The following is a 20,462-nucleotide window of genomic DNA, read 5'->3' as shown; positions in this document are numbered from 1 at the left end:
TTTATATATTTGGTTTTATTGGTTGAGTGATATTTGCCATTATAACTATTTAAATGAAGGAAAAGCCGCCCATGGTTAGTATCAAGCGACTTTTTCAAACCATTATTTATCTTTATTCTGACAACCAATCTGTCTTCCGTAACTGCTGCTTGGTCTCACGACGACGTTTTTTTCGGACGATATCAATATCTTCTTTTTCATGGATACCGCCTTTTCTTAACAGCGGATCAAGCGCCAAATAATTGCGCGGTTTGACAGTGCCTAGCGAGTGTTGTGCACCTGCTTCAGTCTGATTGTCTAACTGTCGTTCAATTTGTTTGGCCTTTTTTAACGTTTGTTTTAAGCTCATATTGTTACCTGTTTTTTATTTTCTGAGATACCAATGCCGAAAATCATCTTAGCGAGGAAAACGAGCGCAAATTGTACATCCAGCACATTAAGCAAGTTTGACGACGCTAAGAGGATTTGCAGGCTTGGTATTAGCCCTTAATACAAATAACTTGTTTTAGCGTATGCACCACTTCAACCAAGTCTTTTTGATTAGCCATCACTTCATCAATGTCTTTGTACGCGCCGGGTATCTCATCGATAACGCCTTTGTCTTTACGACATTCGACACCATCGGTTTGCGCTTTTAGCTCATCAATGGTGAACGCGCGTATCGCTTTACCACGGCTCATCTGCCGCCCTGCCCCATGTGAGCAAGAACAAAACGACTCTGACGCGCCTAGACCACGGACGATAAAAGATTTTGCACCCATAGAGCCGGGGATAATGCCAAGCTCACCGGCATAAGCACTGATTGCGCCTTTACGCGTCACGTAAACCTGCTCGCCAAAATGCACCTCTTCATTGACATAGTTATGATGGCAATTGATAGCTTCTTTGGTCAGCTGAAATCGTGGTAATCCTGCTTGCGGCGATTGCAGCGCCTTAATGACCAAACGCATCATCTCGCGGCGATTCTCTAGCGCGTAATCCTGCGCCCAGCCGACCGCCTCAACATAATCAGCAAAGCTGTCAGACCCTTGGGCAAAATACGACAAATCACGATCGGGCACATGACCAAAGCGCGATTGACGCTCTTTTTTGGCCAGATTGATAAAATAGCGCCCGATACAATTACCAATGCCGCGACTACCAGAATGCAGCATCACCCAGACATCTTGGTTTTCATCCAAGCACAGCTCAATGAAATGATTGCCACCGCCCAGCGTGCCGAGCTGCTTGGCCCATGTCTGCTCAAAACCTTTAAGCATTTTAAGCAAGCCCGGATGCTTATCGGTAATTGGCTTTAGGCGTTTGCCTAATGGGTCAAGTGTGGAGTTTTTCGCTTGGATTTGCTTGTGCATGTTGAAACCCACAGGCACTTGTTGCTCTACTACCAAGCGTAATGACCTTAAGCTATCAGGCAAATCGCTTGCCGTGAGTGATAAGCGTACCGCGTTCATACCGCAGCCGATATCCACACCGACTGCCGCAGGTATCACGGCTGACTTAGTTGGAATCACGCTGCCAACGGTCGCGCCTTTACCCACGTGTACATCAGGCATCACCGCAATGTGCGAGTGTATAAACTCCAGCTGCGCCAAGTTGCGTAATTGCTGCATCGCGCCTTGTTCGACATCCGAGGTGTAGATTTTGACAGGCACGCCATGTTTGCCACTTTTATTTAACGTTAATTGAATGCTCATTATTTTTATTTCCATTCTTTTATTTTAAAGCCATGTATTTTTTAATTTGCCTATTTATATTTTTTAGACATTACTTATCTGTCTCGATTAAACATAATGTTTAATAAGAAAAAATTATTATCTAAGAAATAATAGGCAATAAAAAATCGTATTTTTATTAATTAAAAATCAATAAAAATTTATGGCTGCTTTATTATGAACGTTTTAAAGAAGAGCCTTTCATACCAAAAATGAGAACATAGATATTATGCGCACAGGTAGACAATCGCTAAATATTAGCGTAAATAATTTTTTGGTAATAAAGATACAGCAGAATGTTGGATAAACAGATAACAGCAAGTGTGAAACTACTTAGCACTATCGCATCGTTATTTTGACAAAGTAGATGTAGAAGAAGGATGGAGCGAGTACATATAGGAGGCTATTCATTGATATGAATAGATAGAATATCACTCAATAGCTATATATAAATTTAGCCAAACCTTTTCGAAGTCTTCATTGTTGTCATGCTTTTCATACATTCAGTCTTTAAAAACGTCTTAACAGTTATATAGGACACGATGATTCCTCCATAGGTTGTGGCTAATGTCAGGGCGACAGTAGCAGTTTATTAAAAATTTATAGCAAGACTATAAATCAGTGAGATAATAATAACGATTTAAAAAATATTGTCAACTATTAATTTTTAAATAACAAAAAAATGCAATACCCGAGACTAATAATTTAATAGAGTAATTATTTCAAATAATAACTAATAACTTTTTATACCATAAAACTATTGATTACTTCAGCAAACAAAGCCGCTGCAATTATGATAAAGATAATGCCGCAACCACGATTGAGCCATGCTAAGCGATTACCGACATCAAGCCAGCTTGCCAACTTTTTACCACCTAAGGTATATACGATCTGCCAAATGGTTTCACTCATGAATAGCCCAATGGTCAATAAGATATATTGCGGCCATAGCGGCGCACTAAAATTAATAAACTTAGGAAAAAAGGCCGCAAAGAATAAGATCGCTTTTGGATTGGATAAGGATACCCAAACACCCGTACGAAACAGAATAAGGTTACTAGGCTCTGCCTTGACCGCTGCACTAGACAGCGAGCGCGGCTGCGGTGTATCAGTCCTACCCTCAGCAGCAGCATAATCGGCTTCAACCTCTGCACTTAATTCTTTAGCATCGCTCATCAAGCTACCATCACCTGCATCGCGCCATGAACTAATTCCCAAATACACCAAGTATGCCGCGCCTACCGCTTTGATAATTGTGAGTAGCCAAGGCGATTGACGGCTGATCACATCCAGCCCCAATAATGTCGATAGCAGTAATACAAATAGACCAAGGCTCAAACCTGCCAGCGTCCATAACGTCCGCTTCACGCCATAGTTCATGCCGTACTGGAATGCCAGTAGCATATTGGGACCTGGGGTCGCGGAAATCAAAAATGTACTTGCGAAAAATACTGCAAACAGATGCCAAGACATCAGCTAATCCCTACTTTGTTATATATAAATGGTTCTTATACAGACAGCCATATCGCCAAAAAAAGAAATACCGCCATGAAGACGGTATTTTTATACTTACTTATATTATATACATATGTTTGGCAGTTTTATAGACTACTTGACGGTACAACTGTCTAATAGTTTTTGCAAAAAGCCGTCACAACGTTCGATTTCGATCAGTTCAACATATTCATCCGCTTTGTGTGCCTGCTCAATACTACCAGGGCCGCAGATGATCGTTGGGATGCCTGCATTGGTAAACTGACCACCTTCCGTTGCGTAAGCGACTTTATGACGCTCGTTATCCCCTGTCAGCGCCGCTATCAATGACTGTAGCTCAGCGCTATCGCTATCCGTCATTGCTGGAACGCTCTCTTCTTGCATCAGCTCAATACCCGTCTCAGGCGCACGTGCTTGCATTTGGGCATTTAGCTCAGCGACTTTTGCTTGAATAGGCGCCAGTATATCGTCTTGCGTCATGTGGGGCAGGTTGCGGTAGTCAAAGGTGAACTCGCAAAGATTGGGCACGATATTGGTGGCTGTGCCGCCATGTATAGTACCTACTGATAAGGTAGAATAAGGCACCGTAAACAATGCATCATTGTCATCACGAGCGCTCAGCTCTTCGGCAAGCGTATCAACATAGCCAACCAGTCTGCTAGCATAGCTGATCGCATTGACACCTTGTGCAATCAATGAAGAATGCGCTGACTTGCCATGGACACGGCAACGATATACTGCGATACCTTTGTGCGCGACAACCATCGCCATATTGGTCGGCTCACCGACGATACAGTAATCAGGGGTGATACCACGTGCTTTTAGGTCTGCCAAAATCAATGGCGCACCCAAACAGCCTACCTCTTCATCGAACGACAGGGCCAAATGCAAGGGACGACGCAGCTGACCGCTATTGGATAACTGTACTGCTTGTGGCAACATCGTTAGCGCACACGCGATAAAACCTTTCATATCACACGCACCGCGTCCATATAACTTGTCACCACGTATCGTCGCGGTAAACGGCTCTGACGTCCAGTCTTGACCATCGACAGGCACGACATCAGTATGACCTGAGAGCACCAAACCGTTATTCACGATGTCAGCGTTTTCACCAGCGGGTACAGTCACAAATAGATTGGCTTTATTTTTGGCTTCATTAAAAGTCAAATCTACCGTCAGACCCAACTGCTCACAGTACGCTTGCACGTCTTCAATCAATGCTAAGTTGGAATGTCGACTGACCGTATCGAAGGCGATAAGCCGCGTCAGCCAGTCAAGGCTTTGTTCAGGGTAAACCGTATCAGACGGCGTGTGACTGTTGTCATTACTATTATTTGTATTCATAAAATATCCCTATTACGATTCTTAAGAGCTATTTCTTAAAAACTATGAGGTATCAGATTCGTCTTATGATGGATTATTCTGATTCATCACGTCAAGCACGGGTGGCATCGGTTTTGGTCGTTTGCCTTCTGCTTGCAGTTCTTTGGCTGTTTTGGCATTAATAGAGAGTCCAGCAATCAGCGCGATATCTTTGACAGGTTTGCGCTTACGCGTCGCAAAGCTTACAGGTACCATACGTGCAAACTCATAAAGGTACAAGTAAGACTCTTCGCCACCTTCAAAATCTTCGTCGTCCTCAAGGCGAATGGCACCAATTTTTGCCAAATCGGACAGCATCTCATTTTCCTCACTCGTGAGGCTACAATCAGTAATGCCAAAACCCGTCATAAAACCGTTTGCCCACTGTTTCAATGCTATCACACGCTCGTATAAATCATGTTCATCATCTGGTATGAGCGGCATGTAAGAATAAGCATCATCTTTGTCTTTTAACTGAAACACCGTGTCCTCCGCTTCTTCCGCTAGCAATGTCAATGCAGCCTCTGGTAGTGGTGCAAAGCTCAGCTCCTCAAATACCTTCGCCCAAGTTGCTTCGTCAGGTGCGTTACAAGCCGTCATCAGCCCCGTCATCAAGCCATGTACCTCACTGATAGACACATCAGTCCAATCGTCAAAAGCGGCAAGCCAAGTGTTCCAGCCAGAAATATTGTCATTCATAATAGATATCCTAATGAGTAGTTATTGCTTAAAAAACAGAAAATAGATGCCGTACCCTGTCACTGACCAGAGCACGGCTAATAAATATAAAAAGGCCAAGCCTAATACGTGTAATTACTTTGTTGATATAGATATTATGCGGTCACCTATGGCATTATTAAACGCAGAGAACAAAATTCATCCACGTTTACTTGTTAAGGATAAAAACTGACTATGTATGATCAACTTAAATTATTAGAAAAAACGATACTCGACATCAAAAAGCAGTATCAGCTTGTCAGTGCTGAACTTAGCAGCCTCAAACAAAACCCCGTCACCAATACCCAAGAGCTGACTGCACTACAAAACAAGCTCAATACGAGCCATACAGAACGTGATGGTGCCAAAAAACAATTGAATGATCTCGACAAGCGCTATCAAAACCTTGCAGAAGCACATCATATGATTGGTGAAGAGCAAGACAAGCTGCAAAAACAAATCAGCCAGTTAAAACAACAAAACAATGATCTACAGCAGCATAATAAAGAATTAAAACAGCAATATCACGATATTAAACAGCAAAATAATGACTTACAAAAGAAAAATCAATTGGCCGCTGAGCGAACGCAAGTCGTTTTAAAACGCTTAACACGCATTGACCAAGCAGAAGGTTAGCCAGTCCATTCATCCTAGTAATATCTTATATTACTCACTTTATTGACCAGACATTGTAGGATTTATCATGACCAATAACCACCCCAAGTCTTTAGAAGAAAAGCTAGCCGCCAACCAAACACGCTCCACTGACCCAAAATCACAAAAAGGCGCAGCAACTGGAGCTGGCGCTACAACCGTTGCAGCCCAATCTAAACCCAATACTAATAACACCCCTGAGCCTCAAATCAAAAAAGTTGATATTTCGATTGCAGGGGTTACCTACCCTATCTATTGTCCTGTACATGAACAAGAAGAGCTGCGCTCAGCGGTTTTTTATATCAATGACTATGCTCAAGAGCTTAGAAAAGATGCGCCAAGTCTCAGTCAAGAAAATCTATTGGTATTATGCTGCTTAAACTTATATGAAAAAATTCATGCCAATCAACGCGATGATGAAGATCGTTTGCAAGAAAGCAGCCGATCTGACGCTTTGCTGGATAAAATCCTAAAAGACGCCCAATCCATCTTATAAGCGGACAGTCAGTTTATAAGCAAATAGTCAGTCTCTAACAGATAAGCGCCTAGCTCACGACAGCTAAGCGCTTTTTTTGTACTTATACCATCATCTGACTCACAATCGAATCCTCTACGCATGAGGGTCGTAAATTTTGCCAGCATGAAAATCCGCTTGATGCTCATAATTGCAAAAGAATAATTCTTGGTTGGCGTCGATAGGATTATCACTAGCGGCAGCCATTATCGGCTTGGTTTCAAGGACGCCACGATATTCAGCCAAGCTGTTACCACAAAAGTTACACTGACGCGGCGTGATCACATCACCTTCTTTTGGCATCATACTCTTGGGAGGACGTGGGTACATAAATTTGTAGAACGCCCACATTGAAGCCCAGATAACGAGAATGATGATAATAACGGCAAACACGGCAGTGCTCCTTTGACGATGAATAAACGTTTGCAGGTAACGACAATCATGTGATTGACCCGTCTGCAAAACGTCCTAACAGTATAACGTAACCATCAATAAGGATGACAGTATAATCATAGAACCTATAGCGAGTTTCGCGATTTACCACTTTTATGAGGCGTTTATTGGCATCGCTTACACCAAAAAAACTGGCCACAAAGGACCAGTTTTTTTGATGTACCGCTTAATGATTAATATGTCATTTTTAAAGAATTACAACTGTAACTCACTGATATCAGCCACCGTCAAAAATAACGCTCGAACTTGCTTCAATAATGCCAAGCGGTTATTTTTGAGCGCCGCGTCGTCGCTGTTGACCATGACATTATCAAAAAACTGTGTCAACGGCTCATCTAAGCTCGCCAGCGTCTGCAATACTTGCGTATAGTCCGCTTGCTCCAGCAATGGTTGTACCCTTGTCTGTGCTTGCTTAACATTTGCATATAAATTTTGCTCAGCAGGCTCAGACAGTAGCGTCTCATCAACCGTATCAGCAACGCTCACTTCTGACTTGGCCAATATATTGGCAACACGCTTGTTTGAATCAGCGAGCATTGACGCTTGTGACAGCGTGCTGAATGCTTGCACCGCGCGAATACGCTGATCAAAATCAAGCGGCATATGCGGGTTAATCGCTTGCACTGCCTGAATTGTATCAACGCTGACGCCTTGCTCGGTATACATTGCACGATAGCGCGAGTTTAAAAACGCCATGACTTGGGTAAAGGTATCGCCCATTTTGGCAATTTTGCTACCCTCAGCATCACTATAGCCTTTAATCGCTTGCTCAATCAATGCCACCAGATTAATCGGTAACTGCTTCTCAATCAAAATGCGCAAAATACCAATGGCAGAACGACGTAAGCTAAACGGATCTTTTGACCCCGTTGGCGCTTGGTCAATCGCAAAAATACCAACGAGCGTATCTAGGCGATCAGCTAATGCTAAACAGATGCCAATCGGTGTCTGTGGCAATACATCACCACTAAACTTGGGCAGATATTGCTCTTCTAAGCTTGCTGCAACTGCTTCAGGCTCATCATTCAAACGCGCATAATACGTGCCCGCGATCCCTTGCAATTCAGGATATTCACCAACGAGCGAGCTGGCCAAATCTGCTTTAGACAAAATACCCGCACGTACGGTGTCATCGACATTGATATCGTGACCCTGCTGCTGCATCAACGTGGCGATGAATGCGGCAAGCTTGGCAATACGCTCAGACTTCTCCCAAATCGTACCCAATTTGTCTTGGAATATGCGAGTTTTTAAGCTTTCTGTGAGCGCAAACAGGGGCTGTTTTTGATCTTGTAAAAAGAAAAACTCGGCATCAGCCAAACGCGGACGCACGACTTTCTCGTTACCTTCGATAATCTGATTGGGGTCTTTTGATTCAATATTGGTAATAAAGATAAAGTAAGGTTGCAACTTACCCGCTTTATCAGTTAAGCAAAAATACTTTTGATCTGCTTGCATGGTCGAGATAAGCGCTTCTTGCGGCACTTGTAAAAAGCGCGCCTCAAAGCTTGCTCGTAGCGCAATGGGGAAATCAACCAATGCGGTGACTTCGTCCAACAACTCTTGCGGTACGATAGCATCAGAATTGACTTCATCTGCCAATGCTTTAACTTGGTTTTTGATCAGCATTTGACGCTTATCAAAATCTGCCACGACTTTTAGACCATCTAGTAGCTGCTCATAGTCATTGGCATGATTGATATTATGATAGTCAGGACTGTGGAAACGGTGGCCACGAGTTTGGGAGCCTGTTTGATGCCCTTGAATAGTTGCGTCAATGACAGCGTCATCCTGCATCAATACTACCCACTGGACTGGACGGACAAACTCATTACGACTGGCACCTGAACGCATACGTTTGGCAATTGGTAGGCTATCTAGCGCCGTTTGAAAAATAGCTGGCAGTAGCTCGGTAGTCGCTTGACCACTGATCGTTTGCTCATAGCCGACATAGTCACCTTTATCGGTGTTAATGGTCGTAAGCTCGCTCGCTTCAATACCTAAGCCTTTGGCAAAACCCATCGCCGCGCGGGTTGGATTGCCATCGCTATCAAATGCCGCTTTGATAGCTGGTCCGCGTTTTTGCTCAGTGCGGTCAGGCTGCTTATCGCTAATGCCTTCAATTTGAATCGCCAAACGACGCGGCGCCGCAAAGGCTTTGATGCTATCAAAGGTAATCTCAGCTTCAGACAATTGCTCAGTGACGCTGGCTTGCAGCGCATCGCGTAATGGTTTCAGGCTCTTTGGAGGTAGCTCTTCACACCCCAGTTCAAATAGAATAGTACTCATGGGATGCTCCTATTGCTTGTTCGTCGGTTGATTGTTGTCAGTGGTTTCTTTGGCTAAGCTGTCTGCTGTTGCTGCATCTTCTTTTGGCAAATACTTCTCAAGAGCTTCGGCGCGGTGCGCTTCATCAGCCAATGGGAAGCCTAACTTAGCACGAGCTTCGACATAACCAAACGCAACCTTACGTGCCAGTGTACGCACACGCAATATAAAGCGCTGACGCTCTGTGACTGAAATGGCACCGCGAGCATCCAGTAAGTTAAAGGCATGTGACGCTTTTAATACCATCTCATAGGCAGGTAATGGCAAGCCTGCATCGACCAACTTATCTGCCTGCTGCTCATAAAAATCAAACATCTGGCCCATCATAGGCACATCAGCATGCTCAAAGTTATAGGTCGACTGCTCTACTTCGTTTTGATGAAAGACATCGCCATAGGTGACACGGCCAAACTCACCATCTGCCCAGACCAAATCATAAACGCTATCGACGCCTTGCACATACATCGCTAGACGCTCAAGACCGTAAGTAATCTCACCTGTGACTGGGAAACACTCAATACCGCCGACTTGCTGAAAATAGGTAAACTGAGTCACTTCCATGCCGTTCAGCCAAATCTCCCAACCAAGACCCCACGCACCAAGCGTTGGCGACTCCCAGTTGTCTTCAACAAAACGCACATCATGCACTAGCGGATCAATACCAATGGCCCTTAGTGAGTCTAGATACAGCTCTTGAATATTAGGTGGATTGGGCTTAAGTACCACTTGAAACTGATAATAATGTTGCAAGCGGTTTGGGTTATCACCATAGCGACCATCGGTTGGGCGACGTGATGGCTGCACATAAGCGGCATTCCAGCGCTCAGGGCCTAGTGAGCGCAAAAACGTTGCAGTATGAAAAGTACCGGCACCGACTTCCATGTCATAGGGCTGCAAAACAACACAGCCTTTATCAGCCCAAAAATTTTGTAAGGTTAGGATTAAATCTTGAAAGGTCATCGCTTGAGGATCTTTGTCTTGTATCATTGGGGTTGTCGCTTCGGATGTCATAGTTTGGGTTTTCATAGTAAAGCCACTGTGGAATGAGTATGATTAAATAAACCGTTGATAGCACTCGTATCGCCTATTTGGCAACGACTCTATTTGCCTGCTCACCTTACTAAAAATTGACTGTTTTATCCATATTTACGTCAACTAAATTTGCATTCGGAAGATAAATATCGATTAATTGGCTGTATTTGCCAAAAAATGAAAAGCATTGAAAGTCGCAAACAAAAAAATACCCAAATGCGTGAGCATTTGGGCAGGAGGAAAAGTCTATCGCTGGTATCCTGATGAGTCAGGCTTTTTGTTTTTTAGGAATCTCACCTTGGTACTGCTTTGGTACTACTTTTTTGCTTATCAATTGGTCGTACTGTCTAACTGGTTTTGCGTTGTCTATAACAGGCTATGCTTATTAACAAATCTTTATTACTGATAAGATTGGTTGCTGGCCTTTGGCATGATGATCCACAATACAATATAGATCAAAATCCCTGGTACGGCTGCACTAAGCGATGAGATAATCACAAACAATAATCTCACCCAAGTTGGTGACCAACCTGCATATTCTGCGATACCGCCCATGACACCAGCAATCATTTTGTGGTTCTGAGAACGATGTAATTTTGCTAACTTAGCCAAACCAAATACCTCTCTATAAATTATATTTTATGACTTATATTTTTTTAATTTTGCCCATTTAGGCTTTATGTCGAATCTTGAAAATAGTTAATCTAATCAACTTATGAATAATTATATCAATCATTTTTTATTTATCTGTTGATGGTATAGAAGTCCTTTGTGAGTTTATGATACTCAAACTTGCTTCAACCTATCATATAGACTCATAAACCCCTGATTTTAAATAAGTATTTCAAAATGTTTCAGCAACAGGTTTGTTTCTCAAATCTTACCATACCTTTTATGAGCTTCTAATATTTCTAAACCAAATCAAACATGTGCCTCACTTTTAGACGTCTTATTATTATCTAAAAATATGATGTACAAATCCTATGCGTAAGCATGAAAAAGCCTATTTAAAAAGGACAAAATTCAAGTCATATTTACAATAACCTACCTGCAAATCCCCTCGAACCTTTATACCATGCTGTTAACCAACTTAAATAAAATGATTTATTAATCACATCGATAATAATACAGCCAGATAAGCCTAGGATGAGAATAACTATGTACGACACTGGATTGATGATTGGACAATTTGAGCCACTGCATTTGGGACACATGCGCAGCATATTAGAGGCGTCAGATAAGGCAAAAACCTTGCATATTGTCATTATGGCAAACCCTTCTCCACATCCAGACTTTGACATCACCTTGCAGGACAAAGCGCGCTGGCTACAGATGGCTTGTGCAGATTTGCCATTTATCCAGATTCATACCACCGAGGAGAGCGAACTGCCTTGTCATGAGCATTTTGCTAATGCCAGCTTTGACACAGCGACCAGCAATACTCAATTGCAACGCTTGCTCGACACATTGACCTTGCCTGCCGAGACTGTGCTGTTTTTGGCAGACAACCATCCACTCGTACATACCCAAACGTTAGACACTCAAATACAGCAGCAGACAGCACTAACCATGCAGGTTGTTGCCACGTCAGCACAGCCTGAGTTCGATACGCTTACTATTACCCAAGACCCTATTGCCCATTGGTCAGCACTGCACCCACAAGTGCGCGGTGACTACACAAAAACCGTCGCTATCGTTGGCGGTGAAAGCTCAGGAAAAACCACACTGGTGCATAAACTGGCCAATTATTATGGCGCAAGCTTCGCGCTTGAAATGGGACGGTTATACGTCGGCACGGATTTGGGTGGTAGTGAGGTTGGATTGCAGTACAGTGACTATGCCCCTATTGTGCTCAATCATGCTCAAGCCATTAGAGACGCGAAATCCTATGCGACGGCACCTGTTACCATCGTTGACACGGATTTTGTAACCACACAAGCTTTCTGTGAAGAGTATGAAGGGCGCACTCATCCGTTTGTGACCGCCTGCATTGATGAGTTCCGCTTAGACCATACTATTATGCTGGACAATAATACGCCATGGATCGACGATGGTATGCGCTCTTTGGGTACACCTGAGGCGCGAGGGCGCTTCGAGCAGCTTCTTATAGATATTTTCGCCCGTCACGATATCGCGCCGCACATGATTGACCAACCTGATTATGATGCGCGCTATCAGCAAGCGCTGCTGTTTATCGATCAGCATATCTATGGTAAAAAAACATAAAATATATTCGATTAGACAATCAATTATAACTACAACAAGTCATGGATCCTTGCTTTTTACTGATGTCTCATTTTTGTAGCGTTTCATCAGTCTCAGGCGATCATCGACATTTATTTTTAGGGAAAAAGCGCTATGCGTATTCAATTATTGGACAACATCACTGGCAAATGGGCCCTGCAATGGATTGTTATTTGGTTTATTTGTGGTGTGATTGCTTTGTCCGCAGGATTTTGGCTCACCACCGAACATACCACGCTTGATATGTTCTATTTGGGCGTCTCTTTTGTTGGATTGGTCTGCGTGGTCTCGCTGTCGTTTCGCAAAAATGTCATGGGTAACGGTCTTGGAATGGCAGCCACAGCAGGCGAAGTGGTGGTACAAGCAACCTCAGGCGCGGTTGGTTTAATGCTGGCTCCTTTGTTTAACTTTTTTACCCACGTTTACGGGATTTTTTACTGGTCAAAACACACCGATCCTGATGGTGACATGATACCCAAGTCTGCTAACAAAGCGGTTTGGTTGATTACCGCGGTGTTTATTATTCTTGGTCTGGCGCTTTTCCCGACGGTCAATAACTTGTTAGCGAGCTACGGCTATGCAGTGGTTGAGGACGATAATAGTAAATTCTTAGGGTTTATTTCTTTTTTCTGGATCAATGTGGTCGCATTTGTGCTTTCAATCACGGCACAAGCCGCAATGATTTTGCGCTACTCGTTTAACTGGTGGTTATGGATCATCGTGAATTTTGTTTGGCTTATCGTCAATCTGATGTCTGGCAACTATATTTTTGCCATTCAAACCATGATTTATCAAATCAATGCCTTCATTGGCTTGTATGAATGGCAGCGTAGCGAACAAGGTGAAAGGCTTATTTAGAGAAAAGAGCGTTTGAGTCTGAGTAACTGGTCGGGCGGTACATTCGATTTGACTGTGCCGTCTACTAGATAAAATGACAGATACACTCAATTAATGCTACAACTGATACCAAGGATTGTCTGATTACCAAAAGCGTCATGCATGTCTATCCATCATATCAATAGCTAACAAGGAGGTTAGTATGTCTCGCAATCGTCAGCAACGAGTGTCTAAACGCACGCTTGAACAATGGCTCAGTGAGTATGCAGTCAGTCATCAAAACTTGGTCAACAAAAAAATCCATTGGCTATGTGTCCCCACCATCTTTGTCAGTTTATTAGGTATGGGAATGTCGCTTTCTGTGTGGTTGACCTTAGTCCTAAGCGCCCTAGTACTGTTATTTTATATGCGCTTGTCCACACCGCTTTTTTTAGCGATGGGTATGTTTATCTTAATTTGCCTATCAGTAATGGCATTACTGCCTTGGGGATTTAAAGTCTGGGCAGGTATTTTTATCGTGGCTTGGATTGGGCAATTTATCGGTCATAAAATCGAAGGCAAAAAACCTTCATTCTTTGAAGATTTACAGTTCTTATTGATTGGTCCGGCATGGGTCGCCAATAGTCTGATGCGCTCCAAACCATAATCATGGTTCGGTAAGCATGGTTGATTTTTAAGTATAAAAAAAGCGCCGCTCAATTATTGAGTGGCGCTTTTTTCTGTCGCATCAATCTGCTTTATTATGCACCAAAGACTTTTAGACGCTCTTCAACAGGTTTGAATGATTTTTCACCTGCTGGTTGCTCGATACCGCCAAATACCATTTGTGCTTTCAATTCCCAGTTTTCATCAACGTTCCAAGCGTTAGCCACTCTTTCATCGATGACAGGATTGTAATGCTGTAAGTTCGCGCCGACTTCGATACTGGCCAATGCTGTCCAGATCACATACTGATGCATGGCGTTGGTTTGCGTAGACCAAATTGGGAAATTTTCTGCATAAAGAGGCGCCGCATCTTGCATGCCTCTGACAACTGCCTGATCTTCAAAAAATAAAACCGTACCAGCGCCATTTCTAAAACCAGCGATTTTTTCTTTGGTTGATTGGAATGCCTCTTCATCACCAACGATGACACGTAATGTCTCTTCTGTTATGTCCCATAGTTTATTATGGTCATCGCCAAACAAAACAACGATACGCGTTGATTGTGAGTTAAACGATGATGGTGTATGCAAAATAGCATGCTCAACTACCTGAACGACTTCATCATTAGACACTGGCAGTTGGTCATTTAACGCATAGATTGAGCGACGTTTTTCAGCCAATTGCTGTAGTGTTTTTAGATCTGACATAGTACTTCTCCACATTGTTGATATAAATCTGGTTAATCAATAGGACTAACACGTTACTTTAAAACGATACTTCTGATTTTCTTCGTTCATAATTTGCATCATTATGGTAGTAATTGGCTCAAACCCATATTTCTTTTTTGTAAAAAAACTTAACCAAACAAGAATATGAGAAAGCTAAATTAACAAATGCCATTTGTGATACTACTTTGTAATACTACCCTTTGAAGCCTTGAGGCAGCTCTGGTGAAGGTAGACGCTTCATCATAGAATCAACCTCTCCGAACCGCTCATGACCATTATTCCAATCAATAATAGATTGTTCGAGTTCCTGCTTGTTATCGGCGACAAAGTTCCACCATAGTAGCACCTGATTGCTGAGCGGCTCACCACCGATGAACATCACTCGAGTGCCTTTTTTTGCCGACAGTTTGATACTGCGGTTGTTGGCCACATCTGAATCGTGAAAGCGAAACAATTGATCTTTTTCGCATACTTTGCCTTCAGATTCGATGTGTCCTTCTGTGACCAAGATACCATACTCAAAGCTGGGTTCTAGATTGAGCGTGACGTCACCCGCTTCTAGAAAATTTACATCCATACCGATCATTTTTGAGTATTGTATGGTCGGTGCTTGATAATGCTCACCGGTCACACTGACATAACTGCCTGTGGTGAGGATCATCTCGGCACCACCCTCACGCCACGTAGGCAATTTGGGATAATGATGGAAGCTACGCTCGATTTTTTGATCGGTCGGTAGCGCAATCCATAGCTGCACCATACTCAGACCTCGTGCGGCATCTGGTGAGCCACCCGTGTCTGGAAAGACGCTTTGCTCGGTATGGCTGATGCCTTGCGTCAATCCTGTACCTGCGGTCATGACATTGACTTGGTTTTTGGTGATGACCTGCTCATTGCCCAAACTGTCTTTGTGCAGTACTTCGCCATTTAGCATCCAGCTAAAGGTTTGCAAATTGATGTGCGGATGACGACCCACTTGCATACCTAACTCATCATCACCAAACTCAGCAGGGCCAGCGTGATCCAAAAAGCACCAAGCACCAATTGGCTGATTGCCTTTATTGGGTAATAATCGCGCGATGGGAATACCACCAACACTTGCCAATCTTGGCTCTAGGGTTTTAATCGTCATTATTCACCTCTCAATATGCAATGAGTATTTGCGTCATAGCGCTCAATTACTAGCGCTCAGAAAGTGTCTTTGAGCAAAGTAGCTTTAAAAAAATGACTTTAAAAAAACACTTTTAAAGGTCACTTAACCCACCTAAAACGACATCGGCACATCCATGACTAAGACATTGGCATCTTCTTCTACTTCCATGGTGAAGTCGACAGTGTCTGACATACCAAGACCATCTCGGGCGTTCAAAACCTGACCATTGATGACTACCTTACCACTGATGACAAAAATATAAGCACCGTTATTTGCATCTTTTATATGATAAGTCTGCGTCACACCTTTATCAAAATCACCCATGCTAAACCAAGCGTTTTGATGAATCCATACGCCAGCATCATCCGCATTCGGTGACAGAACTTGGTTAAACGCGTTTGGTTGCATGATGTCATCCATACGGATTTGCTGATAACGAGGATTGACACTCATTTTGTTAGGAATAACCCAAATCTGTAAAAACTTCACAGGTTCGTTGGCATCGCCATTCATTTCGCTATGAGTGATGCCTGTACCTGCTGACATCACTTGAATTTCGCCTGTCTCAATAATACCTGCATTGCCGATGTTGTCACCATGACCAAGCTTGCCAGACAAGGGAATGCTGATGATCTCCATGTCGCGGTGTGAATGCTTACCAAAGCCTTGACCACCAATGACAAAGTCGTCATTGATGACCCGTAAAGCCCCAAAACCCATACGTGCAGGATTGTGATAATTGGCAAAACTAAAAGTGTGCTTGCTTTTGAGCCAACCATGATTGGCATCGCCACGAGAATTTGCTGCATGATAGATAGTTTTCATAACATATCCTTATTTATCAGTAATCTAACCTTTTAGGACAATTCATGAATGACCTTGCCTAAACAATGAATCTATTATAATTGTTGACTATAGACAGATAAATAAGCATTAATGCAAATAACTATTCTTATTTATAGAACAATGTGTCTATATATAACGTAATATAATCATAAAGAGCATTCAGTATATGCGGTTACCGTGCTCAATGAATATGTTCAATTACGTCGCCAGACAGTTAATTTAATATTATCAACCGACTTGCGTTTAGCTATATAAAGGAATATGACTATGTCAAATGAATTGAGCCATGAGCTGATAGACAATGCAGCACAAAAGCGTTTCGAGATCCACGTTGATGGATATATTGCCTTCGAAGATTATGAATTTTTTACCACCAGTCAAGGCGAAAAAGGCATTGCCTATCTCCATACTGAGGTTGCAAAGGAGCTGAGCGGACCAGGTATTGCAGGTTATCTGGTTCAATCTATCTTAGATGATGCAGCTGCTAAGCATTTAAGGGTAAAACCTATCTGCCCGTATGTCAGCGCCTATATCGACAAGCACCCACAATACCAAGACAACTCTGTCTTTCATAACGCCACTCCTTAACCTAATTAATTGAGACAAAAAAAACGCCGTCTCTTTGCGACACGGCGTTCTTATTTTTAATTTTTCTTTTTTATTGGATAATAAGGCGTTTTATTGAACGAATACTGTTGAAATAATCGTTTTGCCTTTCAAAGGATTGAGACATGCAACGCCCTAACCAACATGGCTCAAAAACGCTTCATCACGTGCCAAGACAGCCAAATACAGTACGGGTAATACGAACAATCCCACTGCCCAAAAGCTCAGCTCAAGATATAACAGCGCACCGACCAATGCCCCAATCAAAAAGCTAAAAACCAATGCTGAGCTATGACCCAGTTTTTTGGCATTTTCAGGCGTGCGATTGTTGACATAATCGGTCAAATTGATACCGAGCTGCGTGGTATTACCTGTCATGAGTACCGTTGGGCTCATATGTTTGATCAGCGTCTTGCTTGCCGTATTTCGTATAGCTAGAGCAATCAAACCAAGCCCACCTGTGAGTGCGACCATGAGACTACCCGCCCCTACAAAGGGTTGATAATACAAACCTGCAATCATAAACGCGGTCAAAAAAAAGGCTTCGGCAAGAAACAAATGACTTAATATCAATGTTCGTTTTTTACTCTTATCAATAAAAGTCTTGGTCACCATCACTGTCAATACAAACAGTGGTAAGGCTGCAAGCTTAATCCATAAGCCATCCTCACCTTTGACCAATCCACTTCCTGCCATCACCAAGTTGCCTGTGACATGCGCTGTAAAAAACCCAAATAAGGCGATAAAACCAATGGTATCGATGGCGCCACCAACGATGGTTAACAAGACAGGTGCTCGGTAGCGTTGCCAAAAACTTGGCGGTAATACCCCATTACCTTGAGTGCTATGTAGACTATTATTTTGGTCAGATACGGAGTTAGGCACCATGACTTCCTACAAATACAACCAAATCATCAACGAATTTTTGCAGATATTGCTGGGTTCGTTCAGTGACACTACCGTCGTCGTTTAAGCTTTCAGTCGCGCGGCTCAGATACACCTCTGGATGAATCATCATTTTTGCAGATAACATTTGCATGCTTTTGTGTACATCAAGCCCGCTATTGATACCGCCATAATTGCTTGGTGACGCTGTCACGACGGCTACTTTTTTATCGCGCCAAACGCTCTCTTTATAAGGGCGCGAAGCAATATCGATCACATTCTTTAGGGCAGCGGGCATCGTACGGTTATGCTCTGGCGTGACAATCAGCACTGCATCAGCGGCTTTTAATTGCTGACGGACACGCTCATAGCTGTCTATCGTTGTGTCATCATAATCTTGATTATAAAGCGGCAAATCTGCAATATGTACCTCTTCAACCATGACATTCTTTGGCATTTGCGACAAGATATATGCTGCAAACTTGCGATTGATTGATGCCTTGCGCAAGCTGCCGATTATTAGGGCAATCTTTATTGGTGCGCTCATGATGACTCCTTATAAGGATGATAAAATGCTCGTTGCACTGTTTGAGGATTATTATAGCCAATCCAAAATAAAGACAGCGCTGCCAACGTCATATTTTGTTGCTTGTTATGCCTTCGCAGACAGAAACTACGAAAATATATCGCTGGCCATAGGTTATCATTGTCGTGTCTTTTTTTATTTAAGACTACTGCACTAAGCGTTTGCGAGCCTGACTATTATCCATCGAGTAAGCACCTGGGCCATGAGCAAAAATCATCAAAAAACCACCTGCGATGGCAATGTTTTTCATAAATGGATTCATCTGCGAGGCATCAATCCAGAACTGATGAAACAAAAGCGCTGAGACAATATTGAATCCCACAAACAACACCGCAATCACACGCGCTTTAAACCCAAGTAAGATCGCAATACCACCGAACAGCTCAAGCGCAATGACCAATGGTAGCAGCATACCTGGCACGCCCATTGACTCCATATAGCCTTGAGTCGCTGCATATCCTGTTATCTTATTAAAACCTGAAAAAATAAAAATCAGCGATAGAAGCAAGCGACCAATAGGGGCACTCAATGATTGTAATTTGTCCATTATGATTCTCCAAAAATATGTGTGATAGGGTTCGTGTACAAAGAATGACACCAGTGTAAGCGTTGACTATAAATGGATAAACAGCAATAATTACAAATATAAGTTCTTAATTTTAGAACAATCATGAGGTAATGAAGATGGGCCAGTTAGAAGATATGGCAATGTTTGTGCGCATTGTGGAAGCAGGCAGTATCACCAAAGCGGCCGAGCAGTTAAATATTGCCAAATCTGCCGTCAGCCGTCGTCTTAAAGAGTTAGAAACGCGTTTGGGCAGTCAGCTTATCAGCAGAACCACGCGGCAGTCTCACCTGACCCAAGCGGGCGAGCAGTATTACCAAAAGGTGAACGATATCTTAAGTGCTGTTGATGCAATGAACGAGCAAACCAGTGGCGCATCCACGCGCATTGAGGGTACGCTAAAGATAACAGCGCCCCTATCATTTGGCCTTATGCATCTGAACGATGTGATTGATGACTATGCCAATCAACACCCCAATCTAGATTTTGAGTTGAATTTCTCTGATCGTCACGTTGATCTTATTGAGGAAGGATATGAGTTGGCTATTCGTATTAGGGAGTTGCAAGACTCAAGCTATCAAGCAAAGCGTCTGGCGGTGATTCGTTATGCTCTCTGCGCCAGTCCCGATTATTTAAACAAAATGGGGACGCCGAAAATGTTAGAGGACTTAGAAGGTCATGAGTTTTTGCAATATGGTCTTGGTAAAACCAGCAACCTTGAGCTGACTGACGCTCAAGGCAAAAAGCACAGCCATACGATTAAGGCTAGGATTAAAGCCACTAACGGTGAATTCTTATTAGATCTGGCGGTAAAAGGTCATGGTATTATTTTTATACCAACTTTTATTGCTTATCAGAGATTGGCACAAGGCGATCTGTTGCCTATTCTTCAGCAATATCAACTGCCCACACTCAGCGCCTATGCTGTTTATCCGAAGAATCGATTTTTATCACAGCGCTGTCGCTATCTGATTGATCATATTGCTGAGCGATTTGGTGAAAATCCATACTGGGATGATTTTTGATAGGATTTGATTGAGTCAGGTGACTCTTTTACAAAGTATAGCGTCGAAGCTAGTCTACGAAGCGCTCTACTGT

The 20,462-nt window shown here is 42.9% G+C and carries 22 protein-coding genes; 7 read left to right on the top strand and 15 right to left on the bottom strand.

Features of this window, described 5'->3' with window-relative positions:
• Window positions 1-112 precede the first annotated feature (112 nt).
• The 5 genes from CZ794_RS00830 to CZ794_RS00810 form a co-directional block, all read right to left on the bottom strand.
• Window positions 113-349 carry a hypothetical protein gene (locus tag CZ794_RS00830; protein WP_256958804.1) on the bottom strand — a complete coding sequence of 79 codons (237 nt, stop codon included), beginning with the start codon at window positions 347-349 and terminating at the stop codon, window positions 113-115.
• 130 nt (window positions 350-479) lie between these two features.
• Complete coding sequence (locus CZ794_RS00825) at window positions 480-1,694, bottom strand: RtcB family protein (RefSeq protein ID WP_087039754.1); 1,215 nt, start codon at window positions 1,692-1,694, stop codon at window positions 480-482.
• 762 nt (window positions 1,695-2,456) lie between these two features.
• Complete coding sequence (locus tag CZ794_RS00820; RefSeq protein WP_087039753.1) at window positions 2,457-3,185, bottom strand: LysE family translocator; 729 nt, start codon at window positions 3,183-3,185, stop codon at window positions 2,457-2,459.
• A 135-nt stretch (window positions 3,186-3,320) separates the two neighbouring features.
• Window positions 3,321-4,553 (bottom strand): acetylornithine deacetylase, encoded by a 1,233-nt coding sequence (gene argE, locus CZ794_RS00815; protein WP_087039752.1) that lies wholly within the window; start codon window positions 4,551-4,553, stop codon window positions 3,321-3,323.
• 63 nt (window positions 4,554-4,616) lie between these two features.
• Window positions 4,617-5,270 (bottom strand): UPF0149 family protein, encoded by a 654-nt coding sequence (locus tag CZ794_RS00810; protein WP_087039751.1) that lies wholly within the window; start codon window positions 5,268-5,270, stop codon window positions 4,617-4,619.
• 213 nt (window positions 5,271-5,483) lie between these two features.
• Here CZ794_RS00810 and CZ794_RS00805 point away from each other — a divergent pair, with 213 nt between their 5' ends.
• On the top strand, window positions 5,484-5,924 hold the full coding sequence (locus CZ794_RS00805) for a hypothetical protein (RefSeq protein ID WP_087039750.1): 441 nt from the start codon (window positions 5,484-5,486) through the stop codon (window positions 5,922-5,924).
• Between the two features lie 67 nt (window positions 5,925-5,991).
• The gene (locus CZ794_RS00800) at window positions 5,992-6,438 is read left to right on the top strand and encodes a cell division protein ZapA (protein ID WP_087039749.1); all 447 of its coding nucleotides are present in this window, start codon (window positions 5,992-5,994) and stop codon (window positions 6,436-6,438) included.
• 114 nt (window positions 6,439-6,552) lie between these two features.
• Here the strand turns inward: CZ794_RS00800 and CZ794_RS00795 are convergent, their stop codons facing one another.
• From CZ794_RS00795 to CZ794_RS00780, 4 genes are all read right to left on the bottom strand, one after another.
• Window positions 6,553-6,849, bottom strand: coding sequence for a hypothetical protein (locus CZ794_RS00795; protein ID WP_256958802.1), 297 nt, complete (start codon window positions 6,847-6,849; stop codon window positions 6,553-6,555).
• A 255-nt stretch (window positions 6,850-7,104) separates the two neighbouring features.
• Window positions 7,105-9,198 (bottom strand): glycine--tRNA ligase subunit beta, encoded by a 2,094-nt coding sequence (gene glyS / locus CZ794_RS00790; protein WP_087039748.1) that lies wholly within the window; start codon window positions 9,196-9,198, stop codon window positions 7,105-7,107.
• A 9-nt stretch (window positions 9,199-9,207) separates the two neighbouring features.
• The gene (gene glyQ, locus CZ794_RS00785) at window positions 9,208-10,197 is read right to left on the bottom strand and encodes a glycine--tRNA ligase subunit alpha (RefSeq protein WP_087039951.1); all 990 of its coding nucleotides are present in this window, start codon (window positions 10,195-10,197) and stop codon (window positions 9,208-9,210) included.
• Between the two features lie 471 nt (window positions 10,198-10,668).
• Window positions 10,669-10,881: a PspC domain-containing protein gene (locus CZ794_RS00780; RefSeq protein WP_087039747.1), complete on the bottom strand. Its 213-nt coding sequence runs from the start codon at window positions 10,879-10,881 to the stop codon at window positions 10,669-10,671.
• 546 nt (window positions 10,882-11,427) lie between these two features.
• On the opposite strand from CZ794_RS00780, the gene nadR reads away from it, so the two are divergent.
• From nadR to CZ794_RS00765, 3 genes are all read left to right on the top strand, one after another.
• A complete protein-coding gene (gene nadR / locus CZ794_RS00775) occupies window positions 11,428-12,495 on the top strand; it encodes a multifunctional transcriptional regulator/nicotinamide-nucleotide adenylyltransferase/ribosylnicotinamide kinase NadR (protein ID WP_087039746.1) in 1,068 nt (355 codons plus the stop codon).
• Window positions 12,496-12,627: 132 nt separating this feature from the next.
• Entirely contained in the window at window positions 12,628-13,371 is a 744-nt protein-coding gene (pnuC, locus tag CZ794_RS00770) for a nicotinamide riboside transporter PnuC (RefSeq protein ID WP_087039745.1), read from the top strand.
• A 181-nt stretch (window positions 13,372-13,552) separates the two neighbouring features.
• Complete coding sequence (locus CZ794_RS00765; protein ID WP_087039744.1) at window positions 13,553-13,996, top strand: DUF962 domain-containing protein; 444 nt, start codon at window positions 13,553-13,555, stop codon at window positions 13,994-13,996.
• 94 nt (window positions 13,997-14,090) lie between these two features.
• On the opposite strand, the gene CZ794_RS00760 is transcribed toward CZ794_RS00765, so the two are convergent.
• The 3 genes from CZ794_RS00760 to CZ794_RS00750 form a co-directional block, all read right to left on the bottom strand.
• Window positions 14,091-14,702: a nitroreductase family protein gene (locus CZ794_RS00760; protein WP_087039743.1), complete on the bottom strand. Its 612-nt coding sequence runs from the start codon at window positions 14,700-14,702 to the stop codon at window positions 14,091-14,093.
• A gap of 214 nt (window positions 14,703-14,916) precedes the next feature.
• Complete coding sequence (locus CZ794_RS00755) at window positions 14,917-15,855, bottom strand: pirin family protein (RefSeq protein WP_087039742.1); 939 nt, start codon at window positions 15,853-15,855, stop codon at window positions 14,917-14,919.
• Between the two features lie 132 nt (window positions 15,856-15,987).
• Entirely contained in the window at window positions 15,988-16,701 is a 714-nt protein-coding gene (locus tag CZ794_RS00750; RefSeq protein ID WP_087039741.1) for a pirin family protein, read from the bottom strand.
• Between the two features lie 288 nt (window positions 16,702-16,989).
• Between CZ794_RS00750 and CZ794_RS00745 the strand changes: the two genes are divergently transcribed.
• On the top strand, window positions 16,990-17,310 hold the full coding sequence (locus CZ794_RS00745; RefSeq protein WP_256958801.1) for a GNAT family N-acetyltransferase: 321 nt from the start codon (window positions 16,990-16,992) through the stop codon (window positions 17,308-17,310).
• Between the two features lie 153 nt (window positions 17,311-17,463).
• Here the strand turns inward: CZ794_RS00745 and CZ794_RS00740 are convergent, their stop codons facing one another.
• The 3 genes from CZ794_RS00740 to CZ794_RS00725 all read right to left on the bottom strand — a co-directional run bounded on the left by CZ794_RS00740 (window position 17,464) and on the right by CZ794_RS00725 (window position 19,346).
• Window positions 17,464-18,216, bottom strand: a complete 753-nt coding sequence (locus tag CZ794_RS00740; protein WP_087039739.1) for a YoaK family protein — start codon at window positions 18,214-18,216, stop codon at window positions 17,464-17,466.
• Window positions 18,206-18,760 carry an NAD(P)H-dependent oxidoreductase gene (locus tag CZ794_RS00735; protein ID WP_087039738.1) on the bottom strand — a complete coding sequence of 185 codons (555 nt, stop codon included), beginning with the start codon at window positions 18,758-18,760 and terminating at the stop codon, window positions 18,206-18,208. Before CZ794_RS00735 ends, CZ794_RS00740 begins: the two co-directional genes overlap by 11 nt.
• 184 nt (window positions 18,761-18,944) lie before the next feature.
• Window positions 18,945-19,346 carry a DoxX family protein gene (locus tag CZ794_RS00725; protein ID WP_087039736.1) on the bottom strand — a complete coding sequence of 134 codons (402 nt, stop codon included), beginning with the start codon at window positions 19,344-19,346 and terminating at the stop codon, window positions 18,945-18,947.
• Between the two features lie 137 nt (window positions 19,347-19,483).
• On the opposite strand from CZ794_RS00725, the gene CZ794_RS00720 reads away from it, so the two are divergent.
• Complete coding sequence (locus CZ794_RS00720) at window positions 19,484-20,389, top strand: LysR family transcriptional regulator (protein ID WP_087039735.1); 906 nt, start codon at window positions 19,484-19,486, stop codon at window positions 20,387-20,389.
• Window positions 20,390-20,462: the final 73 nt, after the last annotated feature.

Source organism: Psychrobacter sp. JB385 (assembly GCF_900163785.1).
Classification (GTDB): domain Bacteria; phylum Pseudomonadota; class Gammaproteobacteria; order Pseudomonadales; family Moraxellaceae; genus Psychrobacter.
Note: the sequence above shows the minus strand (reverse complement) of the source record. Positions and strands in the feature narration are given on the sequence as shown.

Bases quoted from the DNA above. Each gene is read 5' to 3' on its own strand.
- CZ794_RS00755 (WP_087039742.1), bottom strand. From the start codon at position 15,855: ATGACGATTAAAACCCTAGAGCCAAGATTGGCAAGTGTTGGTGGTATT.
- argE (WP_087039752.1), bottom strand. From the start codon at position 4,553: ATGAATACAAATAATAGTAATGACAACAGTCACACGCCGTCTGATACG.
- CZ794_RS00745 (WP_256958801.1), top strand. From the start codon at position 16,990: ATGTCAAATGAATTGAGCCATGAGCTGATAGACAATGCAGCACAAAAG.
- glyS (WP_087039748.1), bottom strand. From the start codon at position 9,198: ATGAGTACTATTCTATTTGAACTGGGGTGTGAAGAGCTACCTCCAAAG.
- CZ794_RS00735 (WP_087039738.1), bottom strand. From the start codon at position 18,760: ATGAGCGCACCAATAAAGATTGCCCTAATAATCGGCAGCTTGCGCAAG.
- CZ794_RS00825 (WP_087039754.1), bottom strand. From the start codon at position 1,694: ATGAGCATTCAATTAACGTTAAATAAAAGTGGCAAACATGGCGTGCCT.
- glyQ (WP_087039951.1), bottom strand. From the start codon at position 10,197: ATGACCTTTCAAGATTTAATCCTAACCTTACAAAATTTTTGGGCTGAT.
- CZ794_RS00820 (WP_087039753.1), bottom strand. From the start codon at position 3,185: ATGTCTTGGCATCTGTTTGCAGTATTTTTCGCAAGTACATTTTTGATT.
- CZ794_RS00765 (WP_087039744.1), top strand. From the start codon at position 13,553: ATGTCTCGCAATCGTCAGCAACGAGTGTCTAAACGCACGCTTGAACAA.
- CZ794_RS00800 (WP_087039749.1), top strand. From the start codon at position 5,992: ATGACCAATAACCACCCCAAGTCTTTAGAAGAAAAGCTAGCCGCCAAC.
- CZ794_RS00725 (WP_087039736.1), bottom strand. From the start codon at position 19,346: ATGGACAAATTACAATCATTGAGTGCCCCTATTGGTCGCTTGCTTCTA.
- CZ794_RS00720 (WP_087039735.1), top strand. From the start codon at position 19,484: ATGGGCCAGTTAGAAGATATGGCAATGTTTGTGCGCATTGTGGAAGCA.
- CZ794_RS00805 (WP_087039750.1), top strand. From the start codon at position 5,484: ATGTATGATCAACTTAAATTATTAGAAAAAACGATACTCGACATCAAA.
- pnuC (WP_087039745.1), top strand. From the start codon at position 12,628: ATGCGTATTCAATTATTGGACAACATCACTGGCAAATGGGCCCTGCAA.
- CZ794_RS00740 (WP_087039739.1), bottom strand. From the start codon at position 18,216: ATGGTGCCTAACTCCGTATCTGACCAAAATAATAGTCTACATAGCACT.
- CZ794_RS00830 (WP_256958804.1), bottom strand. From the start codon at position 349: ATGAGCTTAAAACAAACGTTAAAAAAGGCCAAACAAATTGAACGACAG.
- CZ794_RS00760 (WP_087039743.1), bottom strand. From the start codon at position 14,702: ATGTCAGATCTAAAAACACTACAGCAATTGGCTGAAAAACGTCGCTCA.
- nadR (WP_087039746.1), top strand. From the start codon at position 11,428: ATGTACGACACTGGATTGATGATTGGACAATTTGAGCCACTGCATTTG.
- CZ794_RS00810 (WP_087039751.1), bottom strand. From the start codon at position 5,270: ATGAATGACAATATTTCTGGCTGGAACACTTGGCTTGCCGCTTTTGAC.
- CZ794_RS00750 (WP_087039741.1), bottom strand. From the start codon at position 16,701: ATGAAAACTATCTATCATGCAGCAAATTCTCGTGGCGATGCCAATCAT.